The 12,597-nt window shown below is 70.6% G+C and carries 12 protein-coding genes, 1 tRNA gene and 1 other RNA gene; 5 read left to right on the top strand and 9 right to left on the bottom strand.

The genetic code is table 11. The annotated features are described in order from the left end of the window. Positions 1-61 precede the first annotated feature (61 nt). Entirely contained in the window at positions 62-811 is a 750-nt protein-coding gene (locus QFZ64_RS17140; RefSeq protein WP_307066678.1) for a Stf0 family sulfotransferase, read from the bottom strand. Between the two features lie 95 nt (positions 812-906). Between QFZ64_RS17140 and QFZ64_RS17135 the strand changes: the two genes are divergently transcribed. Together QFZ64_RS17135 and QFZ64_RS17130 are read left to right on the top strand one after the other, a co-directional pair. Continuing rightward, a complete protein-coding gene (locus tag QFZ64_RS17135) occupies positions 907-1,950 on the top strand; it encodes a glycosyltransferase family 8 protein (RefSeq protein ID WP_307066676.1) in 1,044 nt (347 codons plus the stop codon). 190 nt (positions 1,951-2,140) lie between these two features. Beyond that, positions 2,141-2,320: a hypothetical protein gene (locus tag QFZ64_RS17130; protein WP_307066674.1), complete on the top strand. Its 180-nt coding sequence runs from the start codon at positions 2,141-2,143 to the stop codon at positions 2,318-2,320. 278 nt (positions 2,321-2,598) lie between these two features. On the opposite strand, the gene QFZ64_RS17125 is transcribed toward QFZ64_RS17130, so the two are convergent. The 8 genes from QFZ64_RS17125 to QFZ64_RS17090 form a co-directional block, all read right to left on the bottom strand. After that, positions 2,599-2,991 (bottom strand): hypothetical protein, encoded by a 393-nt coding sequence (locus QFZ64_RS17125; protein WP_307066672.1) that lies wholly within the window; start codon positions 2,989-2,991, stop codon positions 2,599-2,601. A gap of 66 nt (positions 2,992-3,057) precedes the next feature. After that, a complete protein-coding gene (locus QFZ64_RS17120; protein ID WP_307066670.1) occupies positions 3,058-4,758 on the bottom strand; it encodes a relaxase/mobilization nuclease domain-containing protein in 1,701 nt (566 codons plus the stop codon). Positions 4,759-4,762: 4 nt separating this feature from the next. Further along, the gene (gene mobC / locus QFZ64_RS17115) at positions 4,763-5,164 is read right to left on the bottom strand and encodes a plasmid mobilization relaxosome protein MobC (RefSeq protein WP_307066668.1); all 402 of its coding nucleotides are present in this window, start codon (positions 5,162-5,164) and stop codon (positions 4,763-4,765) included. A 336-nt stretch (positions 5,165-5,500) separates the two neighbouring features. Next, on the bottom strand, positions 5,501-6,148 hold the full coding sequence (locus QFZ64_RS17110; protein WP_307066665.1) for a hypothetical protein: 648 nt from the start codon (positions 6,146-6,148) through the stop codon (positions 5,501-5,503). Positions 6,149-6,306: 158 nt separating this feature from the next. Beyond that, positions 6,307-6,924, bottom strand: coding sequence for a hypothetical protein (locus QFZ64_RS17105; RefSeq protein WP_307066663.1), 618 nt, complete (start codon positions 6,922-6,924; stop codon positions 6,307-6,309). Then, complete coding sequence (locus QFZ64_RS17100) at positions 6,921-7,361, bottom strand: hypothetical protein (RefSeq protein WP_307066662.1); 441 nt, start codon at positions 7,359-7,361, stop codon at positions 6,921-6,923. The genes QFZ64_RS17105 and QFZ64_RS17100 overlap by 4 nt, the downstream gene beginning before the upstream one ends. After that, a complete protein-coding gene (locus QFZ64_RS17095) occupies positions 7,358-7,663 on the bottom strand; it encodes a hypothetical protein (protein WP_307066660.1) in 306 nt (101 codons plus the stop codon). The genes QFZ64_RS17100 and QFZ64_RS17095 overlap by 4 nt, the downstream gene beginning before the upstream one ends. 499 nt (positions 7,664-8,162) lie before the next feature. Continuing rightward, positions 8,163-8,250, bottom strand: a tRNA-Ser gene (locus tag QFZ64_RS17090). Positions 8,251-8,323: 73 nt separating this feature from the next. Here QFZ64_RS17090 and ffs point away from each other — a divergent pair. The 3 genes from ffs to purD all read left to right on the top strand — a co-directional run bounded on the left by ffs (position 8,324) and on the right by purD (position 12,466). Then, an RNA gene (ffs, locus tag QFZ64_RS17085) (signal recognition particle sRNA small type) lies at positions 8,324-8,420 on the top strand. 124 nt (positions 8,421-8,544) lie between these two features. Next, entirely contained in the window at positions 8,545-10,974 is a 2,430-nt protein-coding gene (locus QFZ64_RS17080; RefSeq protein WP_307066658.1) for a DNA polymerase III subunit gamma and tau, read from the top strand. A gap of 235 nt (positions 10,975-11,209) precedes the next feature. After that, positions 11,210-12,466 carry a phosphoribosylamine--glycine ligase gene (gene purD / locus QFZ64_RS17075; RefSeq protein ID WP_307066656.1) on the top strand — a complete coding sequence of 419 codons (1,257 nt, stop codon included), beginning with the start codon at positions 11,210-11,212 and terminating at the stop codon, positions 12,464-12,466. The last annotated feature ends 131 nt before the right edge of the window (positions 12,467-12,597 follow it).

Raw genomic sequence — 12,597 nt, 5'->3', positions numbered from 1 at the left:
GGCGAGGTCCGTACGTGCCCGGGGCGCGGGGCGTACCGGGACTGGATCGCGGAGACTGCGGTCACGTTGAACCGTCCCGGCGGTACCGGGCCAGCCATTCCAAGCTCACGTCGTTTCCCTGCTGGCGCGTGAGCGGCTGCACCGGCCGGTCGCCTCGCGCGACCCCCACGCTGTCCAGGATCCGGTCCACCACACCTTCCGGGTCCGCCAGCGCGTCCTCGTACGTCACCGTGATCGGCGTGATCCCGCTGTCGGAGAACCGGCGCGTCCACTCCTCGTTCTGCTCCCGGATCATGTGTTCCCAGTGCGCGATCCGGTTGCGACGATAGGGAACGTCAGCGCCCACGCCACGAACGTCGTCGGCATACCAGACGTCGGTCTCCAGCGCCCGGTACAGAGACACCGCTTGTGCCGCCGTGTCCAGCCGCCGGTTCCACACATATACCGGGCGGTCGAAGGCGCGCTCGATCACCTCGCGCCAGCTCGCTCCACTCGCGGACTGGTATCGCTGCAGCCCGGCGACGATCTCGTCCAGGTACGACCCCATGACGATCAGGCCCCACACGCCGTTGGCCGAAGTCCCGATCCGCATCAGCTTTCGTAGCTGGTCCGGCTGCGTCCGGTGCGCCGGACCGATCGGGATGTTCTCACCGTCCAGTTCAATAACGCGGTTGTACAGATACTCCCCCGGTTTCCCCGACAAACCCGTGCTCTCCAGCAGACCAGCCAGCAGGTGAGTCCCTGCCCTCGGTGTGCTGCAAATGAGCACGCCTCTGCCCGGCGCCGACGCCATGTCGCTCGCTCGCGCCACAGGTCGCACCCCCTTTTGACCGCCTTGACCGTCACTCGACCGCCCCTTAGCGTATTGGTTCCTAGATCGCACACGTGGGGCATGGGGGTCGGGGGTTGCGCATAGCGATCGCGTTCGATGGTCAGTACGCATCGGCGGCACGCAACATGCTGTCGTCGCTGGCCCGCTTCCTGCCGCCGAAGAGCGGTGTGCGTATCACGGCACTGATGACGGACGATTCACCGAGCGCTAAGGTCGTCGAGCACGCGAGGTCCCTCTTCCTCGATCTGGAGATCGTCCGTCTGCGCCGCGACCTGTCCGACCTGCCACTGCTGCGCTATCTGACCGGCGCGACGTACGCGCGCCTGTTCCTGCCAGAGCTGGTGCCGGACGACGTGGTGCTGTACATGGACGTGGACGTCGTGCTGATGCGAGACGTGACAGAGCTGTTCGCGACGGACCTCGGTGACAGCCCCCTCGCGGCCGTGCGGGACATGTGGCGTCCCAACCTCCACGAGGCGCTGGCAGACGGCGGCAGCGGACGATTCGCGCCCGACGCGCCCTACTTCAATGCCGGGGTGATGCTGTGCAACCTCCGCCAGTGGCGTCGGGAGAGCTTGACCGAGCGGGCCCTCCACTGGCTTGCGAGCCAGGATCAGGTCCCGGTCTGTCTGGAGCAAGATGCGCTCAACGCGCTCACGCACGGTCGATGGATCGAGCTGGATCCGCGCTGGAACGTGTTCCCGATGACTGACTTCCGCGACATCCCGCCCGAGGCTTGGCCGCCACGACTGGGTACGGAGTACGACGCGTACCGAGATCAGGAGCGACGTGCCTTCGTGCTCCACTTCATCGGCTCCCGCAAGCCATGGCGTCGCCCGTACCCGGACACCGAGAACCTCAGGCAATATCGTCACTTCACCGCGCCGACCGTCGAGGACGTGACGCCGAACCCCGTCGCCTCGCCATCTCGGCCGACCTCCCCGACCGTCGAGGACGTGACACCGAACCCCGTCACCTCGCCATCTCGGCCGACCTCCCCGACCGTCCCAGAGACGCCGCCCCTGGCGCATACCGGGAGAAGGGAGTCGGAACCATGGCCGACGGAGGTGTTCGGCTACCCAGATCCCCGGCGTCGCAAGAGGGCTGGCTTCGTCTGACCAAGAAGTACGCCTACGGCGAGGCCCTCCACGCCGTTCTGGTCGGGCGCTTGGTGGCGGAGCCGGACGCGTTCCGGGCGGCTCCGGGTTCCAGTCATCGCCATCGTCTTCACCTTCGTCAGGGTTGTCGTTGGGTGGATCAGAGCGGTCGGCGTGCGGCAGCGGCACGCGGTCACGGAACTGATCGGGATTGTCCTGGCTCAGAACCTTGCGCGCGGAGAGCGACCGACTCAAGGCGAGCATGACCCGGCTGCGGGAGACCGAGGCCGAGCGTGATCGGCTGCGAGAGGCGTTGGAGGAGACCAAAGAGGAACTGAAGGTCGCGCTGAAGGAGAACCGCTCGCTTTCGAGACACCGTCCGGGGAAGTGACACGAACCCCGGAACGATCAAGGTGACACAGAGCGCGGATTCAGCGGAACGCACAGCTCACGGACTCGCCATATGACATCGGAACGCGGAACCTCCACGCGGTCCGCATCGGGACGGTGGTCGTTGTGGTCTCGGGTAGCCCGGGTCTTGTCGATGCCCACGTGCGCAAGGCGGTTGCCAAGGCCATGGTGGTGAGGTCTGCGGGGTGAATCGGCAAGCCGCTCCGGTCCTGCCGCAACGGCGGCCCACTGGGTGGGCCGCCGTTGGCGTGCGTGCGGTCAGCTGTCTTCGTCCTCGGCGGGGTAATCGAAGCCGTTTCGTGCGGCGACGATCCTGGCCAAGCGGTCGCATTCCGCGTAGTCCTCGTCGGTCATGTGGGCGTAGATGTTGCTGCACAGGGCGCCCTCGGGGAGTTGGTCGATGTACTTCGTGACCAGGTCGAAGAGGGCCTTATGTATCTCGTTGGTTTCGCGCACCCACTCGTTCTCAAGCTCTCGCTGCGCGATCGCGGCGGTTATCTCCGCCGGGGTAGCGGTGCAGATGAGGTCGCGCTCGGCGTCGGTGAACGCGGTCCCGTAGTGGCGATTGATGAGTGAGTGGTCATCGCGGGGGGTGCTGGTCACTTCGGTGAGGAGGACGACGACATGGGGGCGGACGGAGGGCTGGGGCATGGGCGGTTCCTTGTGCGGTGTCGTGTGATCGGTGTCGGTGAAGGTGGCGGCTGGACGCGGGGGTGATCAGCGCCGCCGTGCTGGTGACGGATGTGGCGCTGGAGGGGCTGCCGCTGGTTGGATGGGAGCGGCGGGGTGTGGTGTGGTGCTGCGAGCCCTGGCTGCCGCAGCCAATGGGCTGGGGGCGTGGCGTTCGCCGAGGCGGCGGATGCGCCAGGTCAGTGCGCGGGCGGGGCTGTGGGCGTCGTCCAGGGTGCGCTGGCCGAGTGCCTGGTCGAGGACGGTGGCCGGGTTGTGTCCTGCTGCTTCTGCCTCGGCGAGCACGGTGGCGAGTGCGTCCCAGGCGGGGTCGTTGAGGATGTGCTCGGCGTGTTCCGGTACCGCCTGCTGGAGGTGGTGGGCGTAGCGGCGCTTGGTCTGGAGGTTGGGGGAGCGGCGTGCGAGGTCCGTCAGGACCGGGCCGGCGACCTGCGCGTACGCGGCCTGCAGGTGGATGAGGGTCTGCTCGGCTGCCGCCTGCTGCTGGGCGTGCTGGCGGGTGCGGTGCCAGTGCATCGCGTAGGCGACCGCGGTGAGGGCGACGTCCAGCAGCATCGCCAGCCCGGCACCGTCGCCATGCTGTGTGGGGTCTTTCCAGATCGCCTGGACGCTGCGGCGCAGGGCACGGGCACTGGCGTCGTCGCCGGCGATGCGGGAGCGGGTGGCGCGCTCGAAGGCGACGGCGGCTCGTTCGAGTTCGGCCCGCACCATGGCGGGGGCGGTGAGCGGGAGCAGGTCGAATGCTGCGCCGAGCGCGGCTAGCTGGCCCTGGGCCACGTCGTCGCTGCTGCGGGTGAGGTGGTGCGGGATGCGTTCGGTGGCGGCGGTCGCCTGGTGCCAGGGGTTGCCCGGCCGGACGGTAACCGGTTCGGGGCTGGTGGTGGCGAGGCGTCGGCGGATCTGGGGGAGGGAGAGGTCGGGGGCGAGGGTGGAGCCCGCGTAGAAGACCGGCTCGCCCTTGTCGTTGGTGTCGCCGGGCAGGGCGAAGTTGCAGCCGAGTGCGTCGCCGGAGGGGCCGCGCTTGAGGCGCACGGTCACGCCGGTGGCCTCCAGCAGGGCGAAGAACTCGGCCTCGGTGGAGGCAGCTGCCATCGCGCGGCGGACCCGCAGGCGCAGCATCTCGCGGGCGGTCGCGTCCTGACCCAGGCGCTTGGCCTTGAAGTGCTCCTTGCTGGTGGGCCGTTTGGCGGCGGTGCCGTCGCCCGGCTTCAACCGCCTCAGCCCGTAGTCGACTTCGATCTGGCGGGCTTCGCGTTGCACGGCGCGCTGGTCGTAATCGCGCTGGGGGCGCCGGCCGTCTTGCCGTACGAGGGTGGCGGCGATGTGGATGTGGTCGTCGGCGTGGCGGACGGCGACCCAGCGGCAGGCTTCGGTGTCGCCTGCGGGGGCGATGCCGGCGGCGGCCACGATCCGGCGGGCGATGTCGGCCCACTGGGCGTCGGTGAGGATCGGGTCTTCGGGTGCGGCACGGACCGGGCAGTGCCACACGGTGTACTTGGGTGCCTTGTCGCCGAGCATCTTCACGGGCTGGTCGAGCTGCGCGACGAGCTGCGCCTCTACTTCCTTGGGGCTGCGGTGGGGGCTGCGGCCGGGGTCGGGGGCGAAGTCGTTCCAGGAGGCCACCAGGTGCGGGTCGATGTGCTCGTTGGCCCGGCCCTTGCCGAAGAGGTAGCCGATCGTGCGGCGCGTGGCCTCTGGCCCCTTGCCGAGGATGATCTTCGGGATCAAGGGCTCACCGCCCCTCGGTGATCTGGGCGACGGCGGTGTCCACCTCGGCGATGGACGACTCGACACGCTCCAGGAGCCGCTGGGCGGTGTCGGAGTGGGGCCAGGCACCGTCCTTGTTGAGGTGCCAGGTGAGCTGATTGAGGTTGTTGCCGATGAAACCGAGCTGCCCGTTGGCAGCCATCAGCGTCTGCACCATGGCGCGGTAGTCGGCGACGGCGGCGGTGGGGTCGTCGGCGCGGGCGGCGGCGAGCGCGCACTCGGCGACGTAGCCGCCGGGCTGCATGCGGCTCAGGGCGGCGGCGTTCTTCACGAGAGCGATCTCGCTGTCGTTGTCACGGGGATGGACGCGGTGCTCGCGCAGCTGCTTGTCACGCAGACGGCGACGCGGTGCAGGCTGCTGCGGCACGCTGAACGACTGCTCAGCGCCCCCTGCCTCGGTCGGCTCCCCCGGGCCGACCGATCCCGGCGCCCCTGCGCCGGGCGCCTCCGCCCCCTCCAGGGCGCGGGCCGGGTAAGGACTCCTTATCCGACAACTTGCTGCGCTGTCTGGCTGCGCTGTCTGGGGTTGGGGTGGCAGCTATCTCCTGCTGGGGCGTGGGGAGTTGGTGGTGCGATTCGTGCATGGGGTGGGTCTCCGTGGGGTGTTGGGTGCTTCGCTGTGCTTGCTCCCGTGCCCCTGTGCTTGTCGGCGCGGGGCCACGGGGTGAGCCGGAAGCGTGGGGTGATCGGTGCGTTTGCGGGGTCAGACGGTGCCGACGGGGGCTGTGTCGAGTTCCCTGTGCCGCTGGGAGGCGGCTTCGTCGAGTCCGTCGAGGGGCTCGGCCTCGAAGCCGTCGTTCGCGGCGGGCTCGGCCTGGCCGGTGCGCTCGGCCTTCAGCTGGTCGCGCACGAAGGGGGCGCGCTTTTGGCTGATCCGTAGTTCTTCGCGCAGGCGCTTGGCGGTCAGCCGGTCGTCGCTCCAGTCGGCGGTCAGGCGTCGGGCCTCGTCGAGGATTTGGGCGTCGGTCCGGGTACGAGGGCGGGTGCGGTCGGCGGTCGACTCGGCGGTGGCGGGGACCCGACCGGTCGCCTGACGCGGGGCGGCTACGGTCGACTCCGACACGGTGGCCGACCGGGGCGGTCGGGTAGCGCGGGTCGACTCGTCGGCCTCGGCCGGCCCCGTCGCGGGCGCCTTGGCGACCTTCACAGGGGTCGACTCGGTCGGCTGCTCGGGGGCCGATTTCGCCTGGTCAGACCTCGACCGTGCGGCCTGCTGGTCGGCTTGCTGGGGCCCCGACTGGGCAGAGGCTGCTTCGGCGGAGTCGGCCGACGCGGGGGTGTGGTGCAGCACCTTCGCTACGAGGTCCGACCCGAAGTAGATCGACCCGACCGGGAGCGAGGTCGCCAGCAATACGAGGGCCCAGTTTGCGGGGGCACAGTCGGTCAGTCGGCCCCGCTGGACCGACGTGTCCGCCGAACGTGTTCTGCCATCCGGATACGGTCGCTACAGCGCGGAGTCCGAATTGACTGCAGCAGGGCTGGCAGTTAGGGATCGACCTGCATGGGAGATCAGGCCGCCGTGGCGGGTGTGTCAGCCGTCGCCTGCTTGGTCTCGACCTGGTCGAGCAACTGCAGCACTTCGTCCCAGACGCCGTCCGGATCGTCGGTCTTAAGGATCAGCATGGCCACTACGTCGAGGGCACGGTCGATCTTCCCGCCGGAGTCCTTCTTCGCCTGTTCGATGCGATTCAAATGGCGGGCCACCTCCGGCCGGGCGCTGGCGAACAAGGCGGGCAGCCTGTCGAGGGCGTCGGACAGGTCCCAGCCCTCGGGGATGAAGTACGTCGCCTGTGTCGGGTCCTGGCTGCACACCTTCACTGTCGGTTCCGTGATCCGCGGTCCGCTGGTGATCTCTACGTCTGGGAGCAGCTTCGAGGCAGCACGGTACAAGGCCGTCAGGTCCGGGTCGTGGCCTTCGAGGATTACCTCGGAGATGGTGATGCGCTTGGAGGAGAGGAGGGCGCGGGTGAGCACGGCTGCCGTGTCGAGAGAGGCCCGCTCGGGGTCGTAGACGGCGATGAAGCGGTCCCCGTCACGGCGCAGCATGACGGCCTTCGCCTGCTGGGCATCCCCTTGGCGCAAGTGGAGCGACGCGGCGAAGAGTCGCTCACGGGTGAGGATCGTCATACCGAAATCTCCGCTCGTCGCCAGTTCCGCCCAAGGACGTCCCGGTGGTTGCTGCTGTGGCCGTGCTGCTGGGTGCACGGCAGGCGGTCGGACCAAGTGTCGTCGGTGTCCGGCTGGCCATCCATCCGATCGCCAGTCAGTGGGTCGCGGCCGGGGCGTCGCTCCAGACACTCCTCGCACCTGACAAGGCCGGTGAGGGCGGCGCGCAGCGGGCTGGGGGCGACGCTGGTGCGCCGGCTGACGATCTCCGTCATGTACTTGGGGATGAGTTCCAGGACCACCTGGAGCGCGGCCTGCGGGTCGTCAGCCTGTCGGCAGGCGTCGGCCAGTTCCTTGGCCGTCTTCGCGATGACCAGCTCCCCGATTGGGGTGATCTGACCGTTCTCGGCGACGAGGGTGTCCGGAGGAAGTGCGTCAAGGTCGATATCGGTGGTCACGCGATCGCCTCGTTCTCGGCCTCATCTGATGCTCGTTCGTCCACGGGCTGGATCACGAACTCCTGGAGAAGCAGGTAAGCGAGCTTGAGGTCCAAGCCGCCATCGCGCTTGAGGAGCTTGTGTAAGCCGATCCCGGCCTCGACCAACAGGGTCGTTACGCCGCAGTACGAATCGTTCATCGCGCGGAGTTGCTGCCAGGAGACTGGAGTGGGTCCGGAGGCGAGAGTTGTGGGAGCGGTGGAGATGCACCGTCCGCCTGGGGGCGGCGTCGCCGTTGATGCCTCGGGGATTACAGCGGTCATGATCGTTCTCCTCCTTGGGGAGCACGGGTGGACGGCCTCGCTGGGAACCGTTGGCTGCCAGCAAGTGGGGCCTGCCTTGCCTTCCTAGCCGCCACGGTGGACGTCGAGCCAGGCGTCCCTCCCCGTTCGAGAGACATGCCGCCTGAAGCTGCTACCCAGCAGTACGATCCGTGTTTTTGGTGGCCGCCCGGGCGCTGGTGGCCAGCCTCCGCATGAAGGGCACTTGGGGCCTGCAGAGGTAGGCGACCGGTGTGTGCAATGAGGCCACACCACGTGCGGAGCGGGCCTACTCGACCGCTATGGCTGCCGGGGAGCCGCGGGAGGAAATGCGGGGCGGCGCCCAGCACGGTGACGCGTCAGAGGCACTGGCGGATGCACGCCGTCCGCCCAGGTCCGCGCCGATCCGATCACTGCAACTGAGACCAAAACTGAGACCACGCACGTCGAAGGGCCCCACCGCAAGCGGTGGGGCCCTTCGACATCGTGCCCGGTGAGGCACTGGCGGAGGATACGAGATTCGAACTCGTGAGGGGTTGCCCCCAACACGCTTTCCAAGCGTGCGCCCTAGGCCTCTAGGCGAATCCTCCGCCGGGAACATTACATGACGGTGGGGAGTGGTCGCGAACTCGATCGGGGGGCCGGCGATCGGGTACGCTGGGCCTCAGCCCCTCACGCGGCGCTATCTGACTGAACTCCCCCAGGGCCGGAAGGCAGCAAGGGTAGGTCGGCTCTGGCGGGTGCGTGGGGGGTCTTCGTTTTTCCCCGCCGGGAATGCCCGGGCCCGTGGCCCGAGGTTCCGGCCCGCGGTGGGGCCGTCGGCGTGTTCGGGGTCTCCTCGGTGGCGGGGTCCGTTGTCGGTGGGCGCCTATAACCTCGTATGCGTGTCCTCTCTCGCGCTGTACCGCCGTTACCGCCCGGAGTCGTTCGCCGAGGTCATCGGGCAGGAGCACGTCACCGACCCGCTGCAGCAGGCGCTGCGGAACAACCGGGTCAATCACGCGTACCTGTTCAGCGGTCCGCGCGGCTGCGGGAAGACCACCAGCGCCCGGATCCTGGCCCGCTGCCTGAACTGCGAGCAGGGACCCACGCCGACGCCGTGCGGCGAGTGCCAGTCCTGCCGCGACCTCGCGCGCAACGGCCCGGGCTCGCTCGACGTCATCGAGATCGACGCCGCCTCGCACGGCGGTGTGGACGACGCCCGTGACCTGCGGGAGAAGGCCTTCTTCGGGCCCGCGAGCAGCCGGTACAAGATCTACATCATCGACGAGGCCCACATGGTCACGCCGGCCGGCTTCAACGCGCTGCTCAAGGTCGTCGAGGAGCCTCCGGAGCACCTGAAGTTCGTCTTCGCCACCACCGAGCCCGAGAAGGTCATCGGGACGATCCGCTCCCGTACCCATCACTATCCGTTCCGGCTCGTGCCGCCCGGCACGCTGCGGGACTACCTGGGCGAGGTGTGCAGGCAGGAGGACATCCCCGTCGAGGACGGGGTGCTGCCGCTGGTCGTGCGCGCGGGCGCCGGGTCCGTGCGTGACTCCATGTCCGTGATGGACCAGCTCCTCGCCGGTGCCGGGGACCGGGGCGTGACATACGCCATGGCCACCGCCCTGCTCGGCTACACGGACAGCTCGCTGCTCGACTCCGTGGTGGAGGCGTTCGCCTCCGGGGACGGGGCGGCGGCGTTCGAGGTCGTCGACCGGATCATCGAGGGCGGCAACGACCCACGGCGGTTCGTCACCGACCTGCTGGAGCGGCTGCGCGACCTGGTCATCCTCGCCGCTGTTCCCGACGCTGCCGAGAAGGGGCTGATCGACGCCCCCGACGACGTCGTCGAACGGATGCGGGCGCAGGCGGGCGTGTTCGGCGCGGCCGAGCTCAGCCGCGCCGCCGACCTGGTCAACGAGGGGTTGTCGGAGATGCGTGGGGCGACCTCGCCCCGGCTCCAGCTCGAACTCATCTGCGCGCGCGTCCTGCTGCCCGCGGCCTACGGCGACGAGCGGTCCGTCATGGCCCGCATGGACCGGCTGGAGCGCGGCGTCGGTTTCGCCGCGGCCGGTGCCGGTCCCGCCATGGGCTACGTCCCGGGACCCGGGGCCCATGGCGGAGCGTCGGCCGGTGGTGCGCAGGGGGGATACGGCGCGGGCGATTCCGGGATGGTGCAGCAGGGAGGTCCGGCGCAGGCTCCCCCGGGCGACGCGCCGGTTCCGCCCGAGGGCGGTGTCGCCGCGGCCGGGGCGGTGGCGCGGAACGGCGGGGCGGTGCCACCGAACGGTCCCGGCAGTGAGCCTCCGGCGGCGGGTGCCGTCGCGCCCCCGCAGCCCGGGCCGGCCCCCGCGCCGCAGGACGGCTCCCCCGGTGGCGGCGCTGCCGCGCCCGGTGCTTGGCCCACCGCCGCGCCCACCGGCGCCGGTCGGCGTCCCGGTGGCTGGCCCACCGCGGCGCCCACGGGGGGCGGCGGCCATCAGGCGGGCGGTGCCGCCGCGGCTCCCGGTCCGCGCACGTCGACGGCGGCGGCCGCGCCGGCGCCCTCGGCTCCGGGCCCCGGCGCCGGTCCGGTTTCCGTTCCCGGCGGGCCGGATCCGCGTGTGCTGTGGCCCGACATCCTGGAGGCGGTCAAGAACCGTCGCCGCTTCACCTGGATTCTGCTGAGCCAGAACGCCCAGGTCACGGCCTTCGACGGCACGACGTTGCAGATCGGCTTCGTCAACGCGGGCGCCCGGGACAACTTCGCGAGCAGCGGCAGCGAGGAGGTGCTCCGGCAGGCGCTCTCCGAGCAGTTCAACGTGCAGTGGAAGATCGACGCGGTCGTCGAGGGACCGGGCGGTTCAGGAGGCTCCGGGGGCTTCGGTGGGCCCGGGGGCGGTGCACCGGCGTTCGGGCCCGGCGGCGCGATGTCCCCCGCCGGCGGCGGACCCGGGTTCGGCGGCGGGAGCGGAGGTGGCGGCGGTACGGGCTTCCGGTCGGGTTCCACAGGCCCGTCGCGCCAGGCCGACGGGCCTGGCGCGGAGGGGTACGGCACGGGCGGCGCCGGAGGCCGGAGCGGCGGGCTCGCCACCGCGCCCCCCACCTCGTCGCAGGCCGCGCCCCCCGCACCACGACCGTCCGCCGGCCCTGCCGCCGCGTCGGCCCCGGCCGCGGGACCGTCCCCGTCGGCGACCGTGGACACCGCACCGCGCCGGGCGCCCGTCGCGCCTGAGGACGACATGGCGGAGGAGGACGACCCCGACCTCGACGAGTCCGCCCTCTCCGGCCACGAACTGATCGTCCGCGAGCTGGGCGCGACCGTGATGGACGAGTTCTCGAACGAGTGACTCGAACGAGCAGGTGATTCGGACGAGCAGGTGATTCGGACGGCTGGGGGGCCCGGACGAACGGCGGGGGAGGCCGGCCGCAGGAGAGCGGCACCACCCCGGCACCGGCACGCGTCCCCGTGCCCGGGGCCCCTCCTCACCCCGACCTCGTTCGGATGAACGTACGAACGTCGTTCCTCCTGCCTCTCGTCGCCCGCCACAAAGCCACCGGTCCGCGCCCGTTAGGCTTCACCCCGTGAAGGTCCTCGTCATCGGTAGCGGTGCCCGCGAACACGCCTTGTGCCGTGCTCTGTCCCTCGACCCCGACGTCACGGCGCTGCACTGCGCCCCCGGCAACGCCGGCATCGCCGGGGTCGCCGAGCTGCACCCGGTCGACGCGCTCGACGGCAAGGCCGTGGCCGCGCTCGCCGAGGAGCTCGGGGCCGGGCTGGTCGTCGTCGGCCCGGAGGCCCCGCTCGTCGCGGGCGTCGCCGACGCCGTGCGCGAGGCAGGCATCCCCTGCTTCGGCCCGTCCGGCGAGGCCGCGCGCCTGGAGGGCTCCAAGGCGTTCGCCAAGGAAGTGATGGCCGCCGCCGGTGTCCCCACCGCACGGTCGTACGTGTGCACGACCGCCGAGGAGGCCGAGAGGGCCCTCGACGCCTTCGGGGCGCCGTACGTCGTCAAGGACGACGGGCTCGCCGCAGGCAAGGGCGTCGTCGTCACCGACGACCTCGACACGGCCAAGGCGCACGCCGCAGCGTGCGAGCGCGTGGTCGTCGAGGAGTACCTCGACGGACCCGAGGTGTCGCTCTTCGCGATCACCGACGGTGAGACGGTCCTCCCGCTCCGGCCCGCCCAGGACTTCAAGCGCGCGCTGAACGGCGACGAGGGCCCGAACACCGGCGGGATGGGCGCCTACTCGCCGCTGCCCTGGGCCGAGCCCAAGCTGGTCGAAGAGGTGCTGGCCACGGTGTTGCAGCCGACCGTGGACGAGATGCGCCGCCGCGGCACCCCGTTCTCCGGACTGCTCTACGCCGGCCTGGCGATCACCTCCCGGGGCGTACGTGTGATCGAATTCAACGCGCGCTTCGGCGACCCCGAGACCCAGGTGGTCCTCGCCCGGCTGAAGACGCCGCTCGCGGGAGTGCTGCTGGCGTCGGCGAACGGCACGCTCGCCGATCTCGAGCCGCTGCGCTGGAGCGACGACGCGGCCGTCACCGTCGTCCTCGCCTCGCACAACTACCCGGGCACCCCGCGGACCGGGGACCCCATCATCGGTCTCGACGAGGTGGAGATCCAGGACGCCCCGCACGCCTACGTACTGCACGCCGGAACCCGGCGCGACGGGGACCGGGTCGTGAGCGCCGGGGGCCGGGTGCTGTCCGTGACGGCCACCGGCGAGGACCTCACCCAGGCGCGCGACCGGGCGTACACCGCCGTCGCCCGCATCCACCTCGACGGCGCCCACCACCGCACGGACATCGCGCTGAAGGCCGCCACGGGCGAGCAGTGACGCGCGGGCCGGCGAGACCGGTCCGACCACTCCGCGAGGGCCCCGGTTCCGACTCCACTCGGAACCCGGGGCCCTCGCGCGTGGCCGAACCCGCGCGTGGCCGAAACGAGGACCCGCCACCGGCATCGCCG

Source organism: Streptomyces sp. B3I8 (assembly GCF_030816915.1).
In the GTDB taxonomy this organism is placed as follows: domain Bacteria; phylum Actinomycetota; class Actinomycetes; order Streptomycetales; family Streptomycetaceae; genus Streptomyces.
The sequence above is the reverse complement of the archived record's forward strand: the minus strand, read 5'-3'. Positions and strand labels throughout refer to the sequence as shown.